This is a genomic window from Paenibacillus sp. FSL A5-0031, from assembly GCF_001956295.1.
Classification (GTDB): Bacteria; Bacillota; Bacilli; order Paenibacillales; family Paenibacillaceae; genus Pristimantibacillus.
In genome coordinates, this window is the sequence record NZ_MRTD01000010.1 from 255,556 (window position 1) to 274,745 (window position 19,190).

General features: G+C 46.5%; 16 protein-coding genes. 1 reads left to right on the plus strand and 15 read right to left on the minus strand.

Translation table 11 applies throughout. The annotated features are described in order from the left end of the window. The first annotated feature begins 327 nt into the window (after nt 1-327). The gene (locus tag BK120_RS19075; protein ID WP_076269086.1) at nt 328-684 is read left to right on the plus strand and encodes a helix-turn-helix domain-containing protein; all 357 of its coding nucleotides are present in this window, start codon (nt 328-330) and stop codon (nt 682-684) included. 55 nt (nt 685-739) lie between these two features. Here the strand turns inward: BK120_RS19075 and BK120_RS19080 are convergent, their stop codons facing one another. The 15 genes from BK120_RS19080 to galU all read right to left on the minus strand — a co-directional run bounded on the left by BK120_RS19080 (nt 740) and on the right by galU (nt 19,159). Continuing rightward, complete coding sequence (locus BK120_RS19080; RefSeq protein WP_076269087.1) at nt 740-1,603, minus strand: hypothetical protein; 864 nt, start codon at nt 1,601-1,603, stop codon at nt 740-742. Nucleotides 1,604-1,688: 85 nt separating this feature from the next. After that, on the minus strand, nt 1,689-4,931 hold the full coding sequence (locus BK120_RS19085) for a hypothetical protein (protein WP_076269088.1): 3,243 nt from the start codon (nt 4,929-4,931) through the stop codon (nt 1,689-1,691). A 28-nt stretch (nt 4,932-4,959) separates the two neighbouring features. Then, entirely contained in the window at nt 4,960-6,300 is a 1,341-nt protein-coding gene (locus BK120_RS19090) for a UDP-glucose dehydrogenase family protein (RefSeq protein WP_076269089.1), read from the minus strand. Between the two features lie 29 nt (nt 6,301-6,329). Beyond that, a complete protein-coding gene (locus BK120_RS19095; RefSeq protein ID WP_076269090.1) occupies nt 6,330-7,697 on the minus strand; it encodes a sugar phosphate nucleotidyltransferase in 1,368 nt (455 codons plus the stop codon). A gap of 73 nt (nt 7,698-7,770) precedes the next feature. Then, complete coding sequence (locus tag BK120_RS19100) at nt 7,771-8,724, minus strand: polysaccharide pyruvyl transferase family protein (protein WP_076269091.1); 954 nt, start codon at nt 8,722-8,724, stop codon at nt 7,771-7,773. A 1-nt stretch (nt 8,725) separates the two neighbouring features. Next, complete coding sequence (locus BK120_RS19105) at nt 8,726-10,078, minus strand: lipopolysaccharide biosynthesis protein (protein ID WP_076269092.1); 1,353 nt, start codon at nt 10,076-10,078, stop codon at nt 8,726-8,728. A gap of 9 nt (nt 10,079-10,087) precedes the next feature. Further along, nucleotides 10,088-10,987, minus strand: coding sequence for a glycosyltransferase (locus BK120_RS19110; protein ID WP_076269093.1), 900 nt, complete (start codon nt 10,985-10,987; stop codon nt 10,088-10,090). A gap of 3 nt (nt 10,988-10,990) precedes the next feature. Next, nucleotides 10,991-12,022: a glycosyltransferase family 4 protein gene (locus BK120_RS19115; RefSeq protein ID WP_076269094.1), complete on the minus strand. Its 1,032-nt coding sequence runs from the start codon at nt 12,020-12,022 to the stop codon at nt 10,991-10,993. Between the two features lie 15 nt (nt 12,023-12,037). Next, nucleotides 12,038-12,610: a DapH/DapD/GlmU-related protein gene (locus tag BK120_RS19120; protein ID WP_076269095.1), complete on the minus strand. Its 573-nt coding sequence runs from the start codon at nt 12,608-12,610 to the stop codon at nt 12,038-12,040. Then, a complete protein-coding gene (locus BK120_RS19125; RefSeq protein WP_076269096.1) occupies nt 12,607-13,740 on the minus strand; it encodes a glycosyltransferase in 1,134 nt (377 codons plus the stop codon). The genes BK120_RS19120 and BK120_RS19125 overlap by 4 nt, the downstream gene beginning before the upstream one ends. 1 nt (nt 13,741) lies before the next feature. Continuing rightward, on the minus strand, nt 13,742-14,911 hold the full coding sequence (locus BK120_RS19130; RefSeq protein ID WP_076269097.1) for a glycosyltransferase family 4 protein: 1,170 nt from the start codon (nt 14,909-14,911) through the stop codon (nt 13,742-13,744). Then, complete coding sequence (locus BK120_RS19135) at nt 14,908-16,293, minus strand: hypothetical protein (RefSeq protein ID WP_076269098.1); 1,386 nt, start codon at nt 16,291-16,293, stop codon at nt 14,908-14,910. The genes BK120_RS19130 and BK120_RS19135 overlap by 4 nt, the downstream gene beginning before the upstream one ends. Nucleotides 16,294-16,314: 21 nt before the next feature. Beyond that, nucleotides 16,315-17,430: a glycosyltransferase family 4 protein gene (locus BK120_RS19140; protein ID WP_076269099.1), complete on the minus strand. Its 1,116-nt coding sequence runs from the start codon at nt 17,428-17,430 to the stop codon at nt 16,315-16,317. A gap of 134 nt (nt 17,431-17,564) precedes the next feature. Further along, nucleotides 17,565-18,254, minus strand: a complete 690-nt coding sequence (locus BK120_RS19145; RefSeq protein WP_076269100.1) for a sugar transferase — start codon at nt 18,252-18,254, stop codon at nt 17,565-17,567. Then, nucleotides 18,251-19,159 (minus strand): UTP--glucose-1-phosphate uridylyltransferase GalU, encoded by a 909-nt coding sequence (gene galU / locus BK120_RS19150; RefSeq protein ID WP_076269101.1) that lies wholly within the window; start codon nt 19,157-19,159, stop codon nt 18,251-18,253. The genes BK120_RS19145 and galU overlap by 4 nt, the downstream gene beginning before the upstream one ends. Between the last annotated feature and the right edge of the window lie 31 nt (nt 19,160-19,190).

Below are 19,190 nucleotides of genomic sequence, written 5' to 3' on the forward strand. Positions count from 1 at the left end.
GACTTCGGCGGCGGCATACAGGGCTGTTGATTAGCTTATAGAGTTTGGTGGGCCGTTGGAGTGGGGATTTATGGTGGCTATTAGAACGTATATGTTCTTAGAGCCTTGAAGTATCATGAGTTTGGCGGCTGTAAGCACATAGATGTGCTTATGGAGTCAATTCGGAGTCGGAGCGGGACTTTTGGCGGCTGTAAGGTTGCTTACAACAAGCTAGTGTTCGGATTTGTACATGCAATTGGAAAACATGATATAATTATGTGTGCATTTACCTTGCAAGCAATATGATCATTTTAAATAGACATTGTGACGTTGGAGAGGGGGATATTGATGTTTGCGAAGCGCCTTAAACAGCTGCGTAAATCGAGGAAATTAACGATGCAGGAAGTTGCTGATTATTTAGGAGTTGCGAAAAGCACCTATGCAGGCTATGAATCCGGCTATCGACAGCCGACTCTTGAATCCATTCAAACCATTTCACGCAAGCTGCGCACTTCCGCTGATTATCTTCTTGGGCTTACTGATTATCCTGAGCCGCCAATCGAGCTTAATCATAATGCGAAGGAATATTTGAATTATGATCAGCTGCACTGGGATGGGGTTCCTTTGGAAAAGGACGACCTGGATTTAATTCGCAACTTGCTCGAACGTGTACTCCGCGATCGCACCTTGCCAAAGGATGAATGATCTATCCACTATATCTATATTTGATTAAAATAAGGAACTCCAAACGTTCTTAGCTTCAACCGCCCATCAATTGCAGCAGCTTCGCCTCGAATTGCCCTTGAAGCTGCAGCATGAGATCGCTGAACGTTTGCTCCCACTTATCCGTAATTTCTGCCTCTACATTATCCTTTTCTGCTTGTGCAATAATTCCTTGCATTTTTGTACTGCATGTCGCTTCCACCTTCGAAAGCCCGTCCATCCATTTCTGGCTTAACTCCTGAAACGCGTAAGGATCAGACATATCCAATTGTGCAACACTTGATTCCGCCCCTGCCAATACATCATTCATATCCTGCGTACACTTAGCTTGAATCTGAACAATCTGCTGCTCATACTTTTCTGTTGACGTAATTGGAGCTTCCGTTTCCGGCACATTTGGCTGATCAGGCGAAGGCGTTGGCTTTGGTTTTGTCGTTGGCGTTGACGTTGAACCATCATTCGGCTTCGTCTCCGTCCCTTTGTTCGGTTTAGTTGTACTTGATGGCTTCGTCGTCTGAACGGGCAAAGGATTTTCATTTTCCCCAGCCAGCTTATCCGCCTCTTTCTCCGGCAGTACAGCTTCCCCTCCACTTCCAGCAGGCTTACCCGCTACCTGTTCCACTGGTTTGCCGGTTTTGTCAGTCGTTGGCGGTACGCCATCTACAGTTGGACTCGTTTTCTCAGGCACTGTCCCATACAGTTCTTCCTCACTCAGCTGTGCTTGCTCGTTTAATGCTGCGCCATTCGCATTCACAATAAGTGATTGTTGTGAGGATTCATTCCAATAGAGACCGCCCCACACAAATAACAGAATAAGCGTTAACGAGCCTAAAATAATATTAATCGTATCCGGCTTCTGAAGCCGCGGACGCCGTTTCTTCCTTGCATGATGCTTGCTCATATTATGCTCATACCACCTTCCGTTTTGAATAGAAAGAAGCCAGTCTCCTTTCTCTTAGGCGAGAAGGAAGACTGGCTGCTTTTTGTTAAGATCGCATGATTTCCGTAATAATAGTAGTAAGCAATTTGTTGACCTTGCTTTTCGTTTCATTTATCGCCTTATTTTTCAGCGCATTCGTTGTTTTTACTTTATTGATCTCATCAACAGCTACATTTCTAGCCTGTACAACATCCATGATCAGTTGTGCCTTCTGCTCATCGTTGGTCGCTGCTTTCAGCTTTTTCTTAACCTCGTTCAGCTTGCTATCCAATTCTTCAGCTATCCGCTTAAACTCTGCCTTAGGATCAATTTCCACATCTTCATTTACGAGCGTCACCTCTTGCTGGAAAATCACTTTAGCAGAGCCGCCGTATGGATTCACTAACGTCGCTTGAATAACAGCCGTACCATTAGCAACCTTTTTCGGAATCGTTACTTTCCCTCGCGAATCGACCGTGACATCTTTGCTTCCCGATACTTTCTTCCATTTCAAGAACGAGGATGGCAAAACAGTGCCAAGCAGCTTCAAGCTGTATTCATGCTGCCTTCCGCTAGACGTAATCTTCACCGCCGAAATAACTTCTGAACGGATATAAGCAACTGTTAATGCGTTAAGGGCCCGCTCATCATATTTCAGCTTTAGTTGGAATTTAAAAACAGATAGACGTACATCAGCCGATTTAACACCTAAGTTGTTCAGCGCCTCGCTTAATGCATAATCATCCTTTTTGGATAAAATTTCACCCATGGCTTCCATAATAACCGCATTTATTTTTTCCTTGTTGCCGAGCAGCTGAGCGATCTCCTGAGGCTTCATATCCGAGATAATTTTGCGAACGGTCCCTTCAACACCTAGGCGGTCAGCTCCGTCACCGAACAACAGAACGAGGAAATCATCCATGCTGAGGCTTGTTACCCCGCCTGCTGCGGCAATCGTCTTCAGTGCAGCTCGGAACTCTGGATTCGTTCGAATCGCTTCAAGTCCCTTCGCTTCTGGATCATATTGCAGGGAGCCTACAGACTGAATGATCTGGAACACAGTCTTCTTCAGCTCCGCTTGGTTAACCGTTGCGGGAAGCTTAGGAGCAATTTTGACCCACACAGGATCAATAAGGGATTGATCCTTGGCGAAATCAAGCTTGGCGATCTCATCGCGCAAATTGCGTACATCCTGCACATCCGAAGGATCTCCAGCAAGCAGTGCCGCGTGAAGCTTATTCATTCTCTCAAGGAATTCTTCTGCCGGGAAGTGTTCTCCCTCTCCATTTGTAGCTGTTAACGTAACCTCTTTCTCAAATATAACTTTAGCTTGTCCACCATATGGGTTAATCAATGTCGCTTGAACAACCGCCGATCCGCTGGCAACGCCTCGCGGAAGCGTAACCGTACCGCCAGTAGATACTTTCACATCTTTGCTTCCAGATACTTTGCTCCACCTTAGCGCAAGCGGCGGAACATCCACGCCGAACACCTTCAAGCTGAATTTTTGCTCACGGCCGTCTTCACTGATTTTAACAGCCTCGACAGCTTCAGAGCGCATATGAGCGATAATTAGCGCTTGAATTGCTGGCTCATCCATCTTCAATCGAGCTTGGAAGTTAAGCATGGTCGCAGCAGACTCCTCCGCCGTTACACCCAACTGGCTTAAAACGGAGCTCAACTTATAATTGCCGGTTTCACTTAGCAGCTCCTCTGTCTTCTGGAGCAGCAGTGTGGAAATCGCTTGCTTATCTCCAATCAACTGCAGCAGCTGAGTCGGTGACAGGCTGGCAAGCTTCTGCCTTATAGCGCCATCTATACCTGGGTTAACGCCACCATCGCCAAATAAAAACATGAGAATATCGTCTATTACAAAGCTAGTTTCACCGCCTCCGGCTGCTCCAAGCTCAGCTAACACAGCACGATATTCAGGATTTTTGCGAATCGCCTCTAAACTTGCAGCCTGCGGGTCATATGGAATCAAGCTAATGTCCTTAACCATATTGAATAAAACAGCCTTCAGCTTTGCTTGGTCTGCTTCTGCGGGCAGCTTAGCTGCAATCTTCTTCCAAATCGGGTCGATTAAATTGTGATCCTTAGCAAAGTCCAGCCCGGCAAGCTCATCACGCAAATTGCGAACGGCCCCAATATCTGCTGGATCTCCTGCTGCTAGAGCAGAATGCAGCTTATTCATCCGCGCAAGGAATGACTCCACAGGAAACTCGGTCTCATGCGAAATTGCAGCGTTTAAAGTAACCTCTTGCTCAAATATGACTTTCGCCGAGCCACCGTATGGATTAATCAGCTTAGCCTGAATAACAGCTGTGCCGGTTTTCGCAGCATCCGGTATAGTAACGACACCCGTAGGCAATACCTTTACATTAGAATCGCCGGATACCTTTGACCACTGCAGAACTTGAGGGAAAAGATATACGCCGAACACATTTAGGCTATACGAATGCACACGACCGGTGTAGTCTATTTTCACGCTTGACTTCACGCTTGAACGAATATACGCCACAGTCATCGCGCTGATCGCAGGCTCGTCCTTCTGAAGCTTCACCTGGAAGTTTTGTACGGTCGCTCTTACATCCTGCGGCGTCACGCCTAAATTTTTCAAAATAGAGCTGAACTTGTACTCCTTTGTCTCACCCATCAGCTTCTCCATCGCTTGAAGAAGAACCGTTACAATGCCCTGCTTATTGCCAAGCAGCAAAATCAGCTCCTCCGGAGACTTCTGCGCGATCAGGCTGCCAATCGTTCCTTCCACGCCTTTACGGCTGCTGCCATCGCCAAACATAAAGACAAGAAAGTCTTCCAATCGGATGTTCTCGTCACCGCCGGCAGCTGCAATCGTCTTTAACGTTGCACGAAACTCTGGATTCGTGCGAATAGCCTCCAAATCAGAGGCTTCAGGGTCGTAACGGAAGGAGCCTACAGCCTTGATCAACCGGAACAGGCTCGCTTTAAGTTCCGCTTTATCGGCAGACTCAGGAAGCTTCTCGCTAATTTTTGTCCAAATCGGATCGATCAGCTGCTGATTTGTTGCCTCATCCAGACCGGCAATTTCATCTCGCAAATTTTTAACCTCTTGCATGTCCTTCTTGTCCCCAGCTGCTAGTGCAGCATATAGAGCCTGCATACGCTCCAAAAACACGCTTGAAGGCAGCGCAGCTTCTGCGGCACTCGCCGCTTGAACAAATCCCAGCTTCTCCGTCAGCCCTTTCTGGCTGAGCGGCAATCCGCCTAGCGATGCTGTAAGCATGGAGATCGCCAGCGCGGATAAGGTTACTTTTTTTCGAAACGTCATTTCATTCACCTCTGGTCATTAGTTTGGTTTAAAATTGTAATACAGGTATTTGCTGCTTTACGCCTTGATTAAGGCTAGGGCGGCCTACGGAGTAATAAACAAATTCAGTACCAACCAAATGCTCCTCTTCGAAAACATTGCGGCCGTCAATCAGAATCGGACTTTTTAATACTTGTTGAAGCAGTCCAAGGTCAACATGCGAGAACTCCTCCCACTCTGTCAGCAAGCAAAGCGCATCCGCATCTTTTGCCGCTTCCATCGCGTCCTCACACCATTCAACACCGCTAATTTCATATAAAGTGCGGAAGTTGTCAGTCGCAATAGGGTCATAAGCCTTGACCTTAACGCCGTTGTCCACCAAATGTTGAATAATTTCCGATGCCGGCGAATCCCGCACATCATCGGTATTCGGCTTGAACGCAAGCCCCCATACTGCAATCGTCTTGCCTGAAAGCTCACCTTGGAATATTGTCTCCAGCTTGCGAATGACGTTGAAGCGTTGATCCTGATTGACCTCTACTACCGAGCGCAGCAGCTTGAACTCATAATCAACATGTCCGGCAATTTGAATTAAGGCGCTTGTATCCTTTGGAAAACAAGAGCCCCCGTAGCCGATTCCCGCTTTTAGGAACGATGGGCCAATTCGCTTGTCATAACCCATTCCTTCAGCTACCTTCGTTACATCTGCGCCTACCTTCTCGCAAATATTAGCGATTTCATTGATAAATGATATTTTGGTAGCTAGAAATGCATTGGACGCATATTTAATCATTTCAGCGCTGCGAATATCTGTAATAACGATTTGTTCCGTTAAAGGAATATGAAGCAGCTTCATAATTTCTGCTGCGCTTTGTGAGCTGGCTCCGATAATAATGCGATCGGGATGCAGCGTATCTTGTATCGCCGAGCCCTCGCGCAAAAACTCTGGCAGCGAGATACTGTCAAACAACTCACTCGTGTGGGAGGCGATAACGGTTGCTAGGCGTTCATTCGTTCCAACGGGTACGGTGCTTTTTACCGCTATGATTTTATAACCGTTCATCGCCTTAGCAATCTCTATGGCTGCTTGGTCAATGTAAGATAGATTAGCCTCGCCATTTGGCAGCGGCGGTGTTCCTACCGCCAAAATAATAATGTCCGATTGCTGTACCGCGCTTCGCAAATCAGTCGTGAAGGTGAGCATTCCTGCAGCTCGGTTCGACGCTGCTAGCTCCTTGAGGCCTGGCTCATAGATCGGAATGCCGCCAGCGTTTAGTGTCTCAATTTTGCGCGGGTCCTTGTCTACGCAGATGACGCGATTGCCAAGCTCCGCATAACAAATGCCCGACACGAGCCCCACGTAGCCCGTTCCAATAACCGTGATGTTCATGCTATTCGCTCCTTCATTGAATGATTTATTTATACGGTGCATATTTGCATAATCTCATTCCAATCGAAGGCAAGCCGGACGATGTCCTCTTCAATAAGCTCCGTCCCTGTCTGAATTTCGATAATGTCCATTTCCGTTTCTGCGCGCAGACTATGAAGGCTTTCTTTCGATATCGTTAGCACATCGCCTGATTTCACTTCAAAGCTTCGACCATTCAGTACCATGACGCCATGTCCGGCAACAATCGTCCATACCTCATCTCTCAGCAAATGATATTGATAGCTTAAGTTCCGTCCTGGCGCAACGCATATTCGTTTAGTCAGCACTTCCTTGCCGTCGGGATATTTCAAATAATCAAGCACACGATAGCGGCCCCAACGACGCTCCTCATACATCGGACGCTGGTCGGAATGCTTCATGACCTCCTTGATCATAGGACTAGCGGCTTTATCCGATACCAAAATTCCGTCCGGACTCGCCGCTACAATGACATTCGATACATTCAGCAGCGTAATCGGGATGTCGAGCTCATTGATGACATGCGTGTTCGTTGAATCTCCCGAAATAATCCCTTTCCCAATAAGCGGCGTTTCGATTTCCTCGGTCAAGGTGTTCCAAGTTCCAAGGTCTTTCCAATCGCCCTCATAAGGCAAGGCTACGATATGATTGGACTTTTCTACGATTTCATAGTCAAAGCTGTTTTTCGGCATCTTCCCGTATTGCTTCAGCATCTCGTCGTATTGAATCGGCAGTTCATTAGCAATCAGAATGTTAATGAGAAAATCAAGCTTGAATGCAAAAACCCCGCAGTTCCAAAGTGCAGCCTGCTCAATCATGGCTGCCGCTTCTTCTTCGCGGGGTTTTTCTCTAAAGCTGTTTACATTGACATAATTGTTCGCCTCAGCTGCAAGCTCAGGAACGATATAGCCGTATTTTTCCGAAGGATACGTTGGCTTCACGCCCATAAGCGCTAAGTCTGCTCCCGATTCATTCAAAACCAGCTCAAGCTCCTTCGTCTTATGGAAAAACGATTGCTCCACGTAGGGATCAACTGGCATGACAACGACTGTTTCATTCAAGCTTACACCTTGCACCGAATATAAATAGGTTGCTGCGAGCGCGATAGCAGGGAAGGTATCCCTTCTTTCCGGCTCGACGATCACTTCAATCTCGCTTCCGAGCTGGCTGTGAATCATATCTACCTGCGGCTTGCTTGTTGCGATATAGGCATGCTCGCGTAAACCCGCCTTCGTGATTTGTCCCCACACGCGCTGAACCATCGATTCACGCTCGCCGCTCTCGTCTTTTAGCACCTTCAAAAACTGCTTGGATCTCGATTCGTTCGACAACGGCCACAGCCGCTTGCCCGAGCCTCCGGATAGAAGAACAATCTTCATGTTGATTCCTCCTAATCGTTTTTATGATACGGTGATTCGATTCGCACTTACTCTCTTCGATATACCGGGGTTATTATGCTTCGTTCTTCACCACCAGCTGCGCTGACTTGATCCCGCTGGTCCATGTATTGTAATAGTTCGAGTTTTTGCCATATGAGTTATCGAGCAGCGTATTAGGCTTGTCCATCAAGCAGGATAATATATGCCCGTGCAGCCTGGAGGTTTGCACGATGCGATAGCCGCTGAAGCGCTTGACCGCTTTGTCTACGAGATAGTCGGAGTACTTGCCCCATATCGCCTGCATCGGCAGAGGGACACCGCTTTTCGTCATCATCTGCCCGATCATCTTAATTGATTTTTTCTCGACGCGATTGTATAGGGAAGCCCAGTCCAAATAATCGCCTCTCCCTGCCAGTTCAAAGCTCGCCTGCTCGCTTGTCTTCTCGATGTCGGTACGGAAGAAGCAGAGCAGCTCCTTGCCGGGGCTGCTTTTGGGCAAAATCGGCCACAGTTGATGTGCCATATCCGGCGATAAGTATACGCAGCATTTATCAAATTTTTGAGCTGCTATCCCATAGGACAGCGTATCCCGCACAAAAAGATGAACATCCTTATGTGCGTTAAAAATACGCGCCGTGCGATCATACTCCGCTTCCTTCTCGAAGAAAATCGTCTGCGGCAGCAGTACAATTCGGTGATTAGGATAATCCTTTACAATTTTCTCCCGCAGCTTCTGATGAACCGGGTACAAATCACCAAAGTTGCCTCCGCCTTGAAGCACGATAATTTGATCATTTGGAATGGTCAGCTTGTCTGGAAAATCAAGAACGCTATAACGCGCGGCCACGCGGATATGATTGTCTTTAAAAAACGCCTCTGCACCCTTCATAATGAGCAAATCGCCGCCATTGTTGTAAACGGGATAATCGATATAATAAATGCTTGAACCCGGTGGTATTACCTTTGTAATTCGGAGAAGCATTTTTTTGAGGCCCTCCATCGGATGTACCTGTGCTTCAACTTGCATATCAACGCGCTCCTTTACGTTGTTTTTTGTCTTTCAAACGCTCGATTAAAAAACGGAAATCATTTTTATCAAACAGCATCCCTGATAGTTTTACTTGGAAAATAATTCTCATAGACGCCAACGTCACTACTAAACGAATGACTGCGCCGATTAATAAAGCAAGTGCAATTCCATTAAGCCCATACAAGGGTGTAAACAGAAAAAACAATCCGATGGTTGCCGCTAGGGCAATAAGCTGGCGGACAAGTACCAGCCCTGGACGACCCATCGCATTAAACGAGGATGCCAAAATCCATGAGCCCCCGCCGAGAATGCATTCGAACGACAGCAGATAGAAGGCCCCGCTTGCTTCAAGGAACGGCGCTCCGAACAGGATGCCCATCAGATAACGCCCAATGAACATGCTCGGGATAACGACGATCGTCATCAGCAGCATCGATAACCGAAACGCCCTGCCTACCGTTGCGATGATGGCTGACTTCTCCATGCCGGTAACCTTCGGAAACACAACATTCGTAATCGCCATCTGTACGACATTGAATACGCGGGACAGCGCATAAACGACCGTATACAACCCCAGTTCTCTAGCTGTCAGCATCGATAGAATGATAAGCTTGTCAAACTGCGTGTACAGTGTGCCGAGCAGTTCCACTCCGAACACTTTGCTGCCATAGCCGAATAACGCTTTCGCTGCCAGCCGATTGCCGAGGCCCTTCAACCAGTTCATCTGAAGCGTTTCTCTTAAACTATAGAGCGACCATGAAACGACAAGCACGCTGGTTACGAGAAATACAAGCGATGCATTATGCAGGCTTAAATCGCCAATTACCCATAACCCCAAGAGCCCAACTAGATTGCACAGCGGAACCAGTAAGCGCAGACCGTTATAAATGTTAAACTTGCCCGTACTTTGCGCCAGCGCCGATATTAAATTAATAGCGAGCAGAATCGGCAGCATGAGTACCGTATACCATCTCGTAATTTGAATGATGTCAGCTGGGTAATTGCCAAGCCAAACTGGCAGCCATATCCACGCGACCACGCCAATGATGATGCTAACCGGAATTTGAAATAGAAAACCCGCTCTAACAAAATCGCTGCCGCTGCCTTTGTTTTGCTTCATATTATAAATAAGAGAGGTCGGCAGGCCGAAGCCAACAAGACCCGCGAGAAGCGTTGGCCAAAACAAAATGGCTGAAAATTCGCCCTTGCCAACAACGCCGAACATGCGCGCCGTCACGATGGAAGTCAGCGTGCTGATGACCATGACTAGCAGGTTCGTTGCACTCGTGCGCATAATCGTTTGAACGAGGCCGTTGCCTCTCCACGCTTTAGAGATTGCGAGCTGTGCCATAACTTTCCGTCAACCCCTACCGTTATAGCGCAGAATGCCGACTAATGACCCGTTGCGATAACATATTTTCACGATCTGACTGATGAATTTCTTAAAATGAAAAATCGACAGCAAGGATGTTCCAATCGCCTGAATCATTCGGATCACATGTTTTACGATAGCAAAGAGGCTTCGATCCTGTCGCTTAACCGCATCGCTCACGCCTTGCCAGAAGATCCGCTTCAAAAACCATTTTTTTGTCGTTCTCTCCTTGGCAATTTTGTGTTGAACGGATCCATATGGCGTATAAAATACTTTGTAGCTTTCACGAATCCGTGCGATGAGCTCACTTTCCTCACTTGAGAGCAGATTTGTGCCTACCCGCCCAAGATCCTCTCGGAACGGCTTATACTTATGAAAGACGCTTGCCCGAAATGCTACGTTAGCGCCATATGGAATGGACGGTGCAGGCATTTCCTTCACCACGTTTGCATAATCAAGAATCGTGAATACCGAGCGATGCTCCTCTGGAATCCAGTCCGGCTCAGCCGCTTCCCAAATCGGATCAATTTTGCCGCCTACGCAGCCAATCGCCGGATCGCTTTCGAACACGTTCACAATATGCTGCACCCAGTCCCGCGAAGCCAACGCATCATCATCCAAAAATAAAATGAATTCACCGTTTGCTTCCTTAATCGCTCGATTGCGGGCTACCGACAAACCAAGCTTGTTCTCAAAAATATACCGAATGCTTGGGCCATACCGATACGCAAGCTTGCCTACCACTTCAGCCGTATTGTCTGTTGATCTGTTGTCGATTACAACAATCTCGATTTGTTCCCGCTCAAAGCTTTGAGCAATTACGCTCTCTATTGCCTCTCCCGTATCCTTCGCCCGGTTATGGGTGCAGATGGCCACCGTTACCTTCATCCTTTATCCCCATCCTTGGTAAACATTTTTTATCCTCTGTGCGATCGCGCTCCAGTCGAGCTCCTTAAGCACTTCTTCGTACTTAGGCGTCTTATGCTCTCTCTTCACATTTAACGCGGCTTTCATTGCATTTTCGAGACCGTTATAATCGCTTGGGTTGTAGCTCACGACCATATCCTCCATAAAATACTCATCGATAAAATCATTGTCCGGCATGACGATCAGCTTCCTGAACGAGAGGCCAAGTATCGCAGAGCCGGAGGTCGTAATTTCCTTGTACGGCATCACCATCACATCAACGGCGCTAATCAAGTCAGCGACTGCTTCATTGGGAATAAAGCGCAGGTCCAAAATAATGTTTTCCTTATCCTCTACCCGCTTCAAATAGGATTCCATTTGCTTGTCCGCTTTGCCCGCAATGATCAGATAGGTGTTTCGAGTCTTGAATGCATTAAACGCTTCAATTAAATCCTCGACACCCTTATACGCTTTGATTGCCCCTAAAAACAAATAAACATCAGCTTCCTCGCTGATGCCATAAGACGCTCTGAAGTTGAAGCCTGCAGGCTTATAAACGCCAAGATAATGACCATGCTTTACGACAAAAAGCTTGCTAGCCGGCACTCCGAATTCCATCATAACCTTACGTTTGATCGACTCCGAAGCAACCAGCAGCTTGCTGCAAAATTTGCAAATGATCGTTCGCATGTAACGCTCCAGCCGCTTATACTTCACCTGATGCGGATACAGATTATGAATCGTCCAAACCAGCTGCACTTTTCGCAGCTTCAAATAAAGCATCGTCATTATAAATATGATCGATTTCACCATGAACAACAGCAGATTATCATTCTGATAGGCATGATGCATCCAGTGAATATGGACGATGTCGCCAGCTTTCGCTTGCCCGACCTGAAGCGCTAGCTTGCCATGCTGCAAATCCTTTACTTCCATGCCTGCACTGCTGAGTGAATCGGTCAATAAATCATTGTAAAAGTTCAATTCGCTTGATTTTGGCCACATCCATACTTTCATCGCCGTACGCTCCCTTTAGTTATATCTGCGAACCCATTCCTTCGTAATTTGGAGCTCGCGAATAATCTTTGCGGGTGCACCGCCTGCCAGCACATTATCCGGAATATCCCGCGTTACGATGCTGCCTGCAGCAATGACTGAACCGCTGCCAATCGTTACGCCAGGCAAAATAACAGCTCCGCGTCCAATCCACACATTGTCCGAAATGACGATGTCCTTGCTGCCAGCTCGGTCTTTCATATCTACAGGGTGGAAGTTCGTATCGATAATGTTCACCATCGGACCGATAATCGTGTTGCTGCCAATTCGGATTGATTTCGTACAGCCAATATCGAGGCCATAATTAAAAAACACATTATCACCTACCCAAAGCTCCGCCTGCTTCTCTACGGTAACGGAAGAAGGCAGCGGCTTCGCATGGAAAGAAACATTTTTCCCAACGATGAACCGCCCTTTGTTTCGCAAGGTCAGCTTTCCGGAAATACGGCCAAGCCTGCCAGCTGAACTCGTCTTGACTCGCAGTATGGCAGCCCCCTTTAATACAGCCAGGAGCTTGCCGAAGCTTAATCGATTATATACGGTGCTCATCTAACCATCCCGCCTGCCGCTTCCGATTTTAAGTTTGGCGCAAGCAGCTCACGATATGTCGACTCCACCTTCTTCGCTATGGAGCTCATATTAAAGTCGCTCATTACGCTTGCATAACCTTGGCTTGATAGTTCCTCATAATCAACTTCCCCATCGTAGACGCTTCTCATCGTCTGATATAGCTCTTCCACGTCGCCGTCCTTCACGATGAAGCCGCCTCTCGTATGATGGATGATTTCTGGCGCTCCGCCCGAATCTGCAACGATAACTGGCGTTTCAACGAGCATCGATTCAATAATAACTCTGCCAAACGGCTCGTTAAGGGAGAAGTTTATCGTTAAATCACATTCCTTCATCACATCTAGCGGCTTTTTGCTGTAGCCATAGAAGACCACATGATGCTCCAAGCCGTAGGACAGCACCTTTTGGATCATGTCATTATAATAGTCATCCGACCCGTCAACGGATGCATCGCCCACGATGAGCAGCTTCCAATTGTTCCGATTGCTGTCGCTTAGTTTCTTTACTGCCTCGATCATGAGATGGTATCTTTTCCATTCCACAATCCGGCCGAATGTCCCGATGACGAGCGTATCATCCTCCATAAAAGCTCTGCTCTTTCTTGTCAAAGCAAGCTCTGGATCAACACCGTTATAAATGATCGTCTTGTTGCTGCCCTGAATCGAATTGGCTACAAAATGCGAAATGCATATCACCTGATCAAAAAATTTAGGCAGCACTTGGTTGAACATACGCAAATGGGTATAGTCGCGATGATGCCAGATCAGCTTTGACTTCGTCATAAACTTTAGCGGAGCTGTGTACCAAGGTGCGCGCCAGCCATTGGCATGAACGATGTCGATGCGATTTTTACGAACAAAGGACTGAATCTTAAGCACCGTTTCGATATAACCTAAGCCTAGTTTTTTCTTAATGCTGCCCAGCTGCAGCGGAAAATGAACATAATCCGATCTAATTTCATTTAGATACGACGCATCGCGAGGGCTTAATAAGAAAATCCGATATTTTGACGTGTCCAAATAATTGATGAGATGGATCAGGCTTTGCTCAGCGCCGCCCTTCTTATCCGCGTGGGTAACAAACAACACATTCGTTTTACTTCGACTCATATTAGAGCACCTGCTTTACTGGATAACTGACGTTCAAGGATTGCATATATGTTTTCAATACTTCTTTGTGATTGTAATGGGTGCGCAAGAAGCTTTGCGATGACTCCAGCAATGATTTTGCCCTTTGCGGATCATCGAATAGCTGCTTGATTTTCCCATAAAATTGTTCCGGCCGATCAGCGACCATGATATGCTCGTTATCTACAAGTCCTGTTCCCTCGTAGCCGATGGAGGTGGAGATAACCGGCAAGCCGTTCTGAATCGCTTCAATCGTCTTCAGCTTGACGCCTGCTCCGTTCTGCATCGGGTTAACGAATAAATAGCCGCTTCGGTATATTTCATCCAAACTCTTTGGCGTATCATGCACAATGACATTCTTTAGGTTGTAGCTGTCGAGCCAGCTGAGACTCTGTTTTCTGCTGTTCCCTGCTATGATGAACTTATAGTCCGGCTCCTTCAGCATCAGCGGGTGGATATGCTCCAGATACCACTGAATCGCTTCTCGGTTGTTCGGCATAAATAGGGAACCAATGAACACGACATGCTTGCTGCGAAAATCACTAGCTTCGAAATTGACCTTCGTAACCGGAGGCGGAAGGAACAAGCTTTTTGCAGCAGGATGCTGTTTGCGGAAGCTTTCAAATTCCTTGCTCGATATAAACAAGTATTTATCCACCTTCTCCAGCATTTTTTTTTGCAAAATCGTGAATTTGCGGCTCTCCATGTGGTAATACATTTTGTGAACGACGTTTTTGGTGCTATTGGCTAGCGCCTTGAAATAGACCGCTTCATCGTTATGCACCCGCAGGATAACCGTATCATGCTTGATCTTTGGATTTTGCAAAACCGGATACACGTAGTCGCCTTCAAGCAGTACATAATCATAATCTCCTGCCAGCTCTACATTACTTAGTTCACTGCGCGACTGTACCTGCATTGGAATAACATGCAGCAGATCAGCCAGCTTGCTTCTTCGATCACATAACGTAATCTCTTCCACGTAATTATATACTGTGTCCATTTCTTCCTTAGATGGCATCTGCTTGCCGCAAACGAGCAAGTGGATTTTCCAGCCAAGCTCCGCCAGCACCTTGATTCTCCCCCATGTGTCTACCCTTCCGCCATGATCGGCGGGATAGGGAAAATCACTGCACACCACAAGCATCTTCATTTGGATACCCCCGACCTTTTTGGTTGATCTATATCGTTTTTGCCTAAATAAAGGCTAATAAAAGCAAATAGCAGCCATATCTCATATTTAATCTCCAAGGAAACAAGAAGCATTGAAAATAAGATAAAAACTAAAGCAAGAAATAATATAGAGCTGGATTTCACTTTGACGATCAGGTTTTTGGCAAGCAGATAAAAGAACACGACTGCGAAAAGCCCGCCAAACATAATCCATTGGAAAAAGCCCGATTTGACGCCTAAGTTTTTGTCCGAGCCCGAATATTGCAACAGCTCCCCCGCATTAATTTGGCTGATGCCAAATGTATTGTAATAGAAATGAGACATCATGCTGATCGAATCATTCACATACTTATCGAAATACATGAGATATGCTCCTGTGCCAACCCCGAGCGGATTGTGAAACACCGTAATCAGCGCGATGATGATCGTTCCCATACGCGTGTAGGAAGATGTGTAGTTTTCGATGTCATTACTGAACGAGCTGACCAGCCCCGCAGAAAAATTAGTGATGAACATATACATGGCCAGAACGACTGAGATGAGCAAAACAAAATTTTTCTTTTTCCGAAAATCCAAAAACTTAATCATCGTCACGACTAGCGTGAACAAGCTGATAATCATAAACCCTTTGGAACCTGTAATAAATAAGTAAAACAGAAAAAAACCTGAAGCATAAACGATCGTTAACGTCTTGCCGAAGCTGTTCAAATACTTTGTCAGATACACCAAAATGGATGCATACACGACCACGATGGAGCCCGTCGTGCTGCTCTCCGAGGTCAACATCCGAACCCTCCAATAAGGGTTGCTCCCTGCATGCAAATACGTGAAGGCGTTCGGCATACTCATAAGCTCCAAAATCATAATGACCGTCAGCAGCGTAACGATTGCAAGGAAGCAGCCATACAGCGTCTTAAAGCTTGTAATTTTGGAAAAAACGAGCTGCATATGCCTGATGTAAAGCAGGATGAGCACAAAATAAATAAGTACCTTTATCGCTTTGCCAAGCAAACTCTCTGATCCAAAGCTATAGCTGCCTTGAATGAATTGAATAAGCAAATAGGCAATGCTGATAAAGCACAAATATAAAATAAATCCGAATATATACTTCTGCAGCATGCTGCCATGCATCACCCGCTTATGCTTCGCCAGCAGCCCAATTTCGCATAACACAAACAGCGGAACCAGCAAAATAATGGGTGACCTGCCAATCTCGCCGATCATATTGACTAACGGGAAATCCTGGTAGACGGTCAGCACCAGCAAGAAGCATAAATAAATCGCCAAAAAGATTTGCTGCTTCTCTTCTTTTTTGGCTAATTTAGCTTTAATCACTAGATTGCTTTGCAAGATTTGGCTCATCTTCTCTCCATCCCCGTAAATCTAGACGTATTTTTTGACGGCGGAGGATAACGGTTTGCTTGATTTCTGCAAGGCTTCCTCGTAAAGCCGCTCGATTTGGTTGTTCATTTTATCCGAATGGAATTTCTCTTGGAAAATGTCCCATCCCGCTAAGCCAAGCTCTCTCAGCTTCGGCTTGTCCAGCTCATGAATGATGTCTGCCAGCTCCTGCTTTTTATCGAAGTCGAATACATACCCGTTAACGCCATCGCTAATAATTTCCGGCAGCGCACCTCGATTGCTCGCAATAACCGGCTTCTTATTCCGCAGCGCTTCAATGGCAACGATGCCGAAGCCTTCCCAGCGAGATGGAATAATGACCGCATCACAAGATTGCATATAACGATCGATCTGAGAATTGTCCACCCAGCCGATCTTAATTGTGTTCTCAGGAAACTTGTATTCAACTTCCTTCAGCACCGTATCGCCAACCAAATATAGGCGAACGTTTGTAAACTGATGCTTGTTGAACACCTCAAGCAGCAGATCAAACCCCTTCTGCCGATCGAAGCGTCCTACATAAAGTAGATGAATCATGTCAGGATCAGTCTCGAAAGGCGGCGTGCTTACTTCCGACGTATCCGAAACGCCGTTATAGACGACTCCCGACTTGGCTGCTGGCAGTCCATAATGCATGGCCTTCTCATATTCATGTCTCGATATATTGATAATGAAATCAGTCCGAAGTGCGAGCGTCTTCTCAACTAAGGCGAATATCCGCTGCTTCCATGGCTTTATATCCATCAGAAAAGCCCAGCCATGCGCATTATAGATGACGACCGGGCGCTTGCTCTTGAAAAAAAACAACGTCCGCAGGAAAACACCTGCGAACGTTCCGTGTACATGTACAATATCAGGCTTGAAGTCCTTTACCTTACGATGAATAGCTTTCATGGCTTTCACAAAATAAGCCGGCTTCCTCTTGTAAGGGTACAAGCACAATCGATCTTGGCTAATTTGAAGCGACTCAGGGCTCGAATTCTGCTTAGAAGCCATAAGAAAAATATCATGTCTGCTCGCTTGGTAGCTCAGCACCTCGTTCAAGTGCGTCTCGATACCGCCCTTCGTAAACTCCGAAATATGCAGGATTCTTGCCATTTTTATCAACTCCTCAAAGTTTTGCGAAGCAAAACTATCTTCGTAAGCATAAGCTTAGTTTTGCGAAGCAAAACTGACTTCGAAAGCATACGCTTGTTTTGCGTAGCAAAACTATCTTCGTAAGCCTTCACAATCTAAAAAGCATCCTGAGAGCCGACTAACGTTTTCACCGTTCTCAGCATAATTTTGAAATCGAACCAAATGCATCGCTTCTGAATATAGGTCAGGTCAAGCTCAACCATTTGCTTAAAGCATAGATTGTTTCTGCCGCTTACCTGCCAAAGTCCCGTGCAGCCTGGCGTTACGGACAAGCGCTGCTTGTCGTACTCCGTATATTCCGCTACCTCCCGTGAAAGAGGCGGCCTTGGACCAACCAAGGACATTTCGCCCCTCAGCACGTTCAGCAGCTGAGGCAGCTCATCGATGCTCGTTTTCCGAATGATCTTGCCGATCTTTGTAATGCGCGGATCATCCTTCATCTTGAACATTGCACCGCTAATTTCGTTCTTATCCAGCAGATCCTTCAGCTTGTCCTCCGCACCCGTCAGCATCGAGCGAAATTTGTACATGCGAAACGGCTTCTCATCCTTGCCGATCCTTGTTTGATAGAAGAAGACAGAACCTTTAGGGTCCTCCCACTTAATAAGGATAGCGATGATGATAAACAGCGGGCTTAACAGGATTAAACCGACTAGCGAACCAACAATGTCAATCGTGCGTTTTATAATCGAATACATGCTTACCGTTTGCTGAGCGCTGCGTCTATTCGAATAGTAATCAGAAACGCCGATTACCGCTTCATCCTGATATTGTGGAGGTGTCATCTTCTATCACTCCTTCCAGCTAATAACTGCTTGCTAAGCTCCCGTTCCATTAATTCCTCAAGCTCAGTCATCAACTGATACTTAATTTCATTATTTCTTAAAGCAAAGTCAAGCGTCGTCATAATAAAGCCAAGCTTCTCTCCGACATCATAACGAATGCCTTGGAAGTCAAAGGCATAAACGCCTTTTTCTACGTTAAGCTTTTGAATCGCATCGGTAAGCTGAATTTCGCCTCCAGCTCCGCGCTCATGGCGTCCTAAATATTCGAATATATCGGGAGTGAGCACATAACGGCCCATGATGGCTAGATTGGAAGGCGCTTGTCCTTGCGGCGGCTTCTCTACAAAACGATTGACCTCATAAAGATTGTCTACCCGCTGTCCTGGGTCAACGATACCGTAACGATGCGTCTGATCAACGCCAACCGTCTGTACGCCAATGACCGAGCGGCCGGTTTTCTCATATTGCTCAATAAGCTGCCTTGTGCAAGGGACTTCTGCTTCTACAATGTCATCCCCAAGAAGCACTGCAAACGGCTCGTCCCCAATGAAGTTGCGAGCGCACCATACCGCATGCCCAAGCCCCTTCGCTTCTTTTTGCCTTATGTAGTGAAGATTCACATTTGATGATTTTCTTACCTTTTCCAATATATCCAGCTTGCCTTTTTCTTCTAATATATGCTCAAGCTCAAATGCGATATCGAAGTGATCTTCAATCGCCCGCTTTCCTTTACCCGTAACGACGATGATATCCTCAACGCCTGATTCAATAGCTTCCTCTACAATGTATTGAATGGTCGGTTTATCGACGATCGGAAGCATTTCTTTTGGCATCGCTTTGGTTGCCGGTAAAAACCGTGTTCCAAGTCCTGCGGCGGGGATAATGGCTTTTCTCACTTTTTTCATTTGATTTCACCCTATCCTATTATTTTTTTAT

What these genes read in the sequence shown, in the direction of transcription:
- BK120_RS19075 (WP_076269086.1), top strand. Translation starts at nt 328, where the DNA reads ATGTTTGCGAAGCGCCTTAAACAGCTGCGTAAATCGAGGAAATTAACG.
- BK120_RS19080 (WP_076269087.1), bottom strand. Translation starts at nt 1,603, where the DNA reads ATGAGCAAGCATCATGCAAGGAAGAAACGGCGTCCGCGGCTTCAGAAG.
- BK120_RS19085 (WP_076269088.1), bottom strand. Translation starts at nt 4,931, where the DNA reads ATGACGTTTCGAAAAAAAGTAACCTTATCCGCGCTGGCGATCTCCATG.
- BK120_RS19090 (WP_076269089.1), bottom strand. Translation starts at nt 6,300, where the DNA reads ATGAACATCACGGTTATTGGAACGGGCTACGTGGGGCTCGTGTCGGGC.
- BK120_RS19095 (WP_076269090.1), bottom strand. Translation starts at nt 7,697, where the DNA reads ATGAAGATTGTTCTTCTATCCGGAGGCTCGGGCAAGCGGCTGTGGCCG.
- BK120_RS19100 (WP_076269091.1), bottom strand. Translation starts at nt 8,724, where the DNA reads ATGCAAGTTGAAGCACAGGTACATCCGATGGAGGGCCTCAAAAAAATG.
- BK120_RS19105 (WP_076269092.1), bottom strand. Translation starts at nt 10,078, where the DNA reads ATGGCACAGCTCGCAATCTCTAAAGCGTGGAGAGGCAACGGCCTCGTT.
- BK120_RS19110 (WP_076269093.1), bottom strand. Translation starts at nt 10,987, where the DNA reads ATGAAGGTAACGGTGGCCATCTGCACCCATAACCGGGCGAAGGATACG.
- BK120_RS19115 (WP_076269094.1), bottom strand. Translation starts at nt 12,022, where the DNA reads ATGAAAGTATGGATGTGGCCAAAATCAAGCGAATTGAACTTTTACAAT.
- BK120_RS19120 (WP_076269095.1), bottom strand. Translation starts at nt 12,610, where the DNA reads ATGAGCACCGTATATAATCGATTAAGCTTCGGCAAGCTCCTGGCTGTA.
- BK120_RS19125 (WP_076269096.1), bottom strand. Translation starts at nt 13,740, where the DNA reads ATGAGTCGAAGTAAAACGAATGTGTTGTTTGTTACCCACGCGGATAAG.
- BK120_RS19130 (WP_076269097.1), bottom strand. Translation starts at nt 14,911, where the DNA reads ATGAAGATGCTTGTGGTGTGCAGTGATTTTCCCTATCCCGCCGATCAT.
- BK120_RS19135 (WP_076269098.1), bottom strand. Translation starts at nt 16,293, where the DNA reads ATGAGCCAAATCTTGCAAAGCAATCTAGTGATTAAAGCTAAATTAGCC.
- BK120_RS19140 (WP_076269099.1), bottom strand. Translation starts at nt 17,430, where the DNA reads ATGGCAAGAATCCTGCATATTTCGGAGTTTACGAAGGGCGGTATCGAG.
- BK120_RS19145 (WP_076269100.1), bottom strand. Translation starts at nt 18,254, where the DNA reads ATGACACCTCCACAATATCAGGATGAAGCGGTAATCGGCGTTTCTGAT.
- galU (WP_076269101.1), bottom strand. Translation starts at nt 19,159, where the DNA reads ATGAAAAAAGTGAGAAAAGCCATTATCCCCGCCGCAGGACTTGGAACA.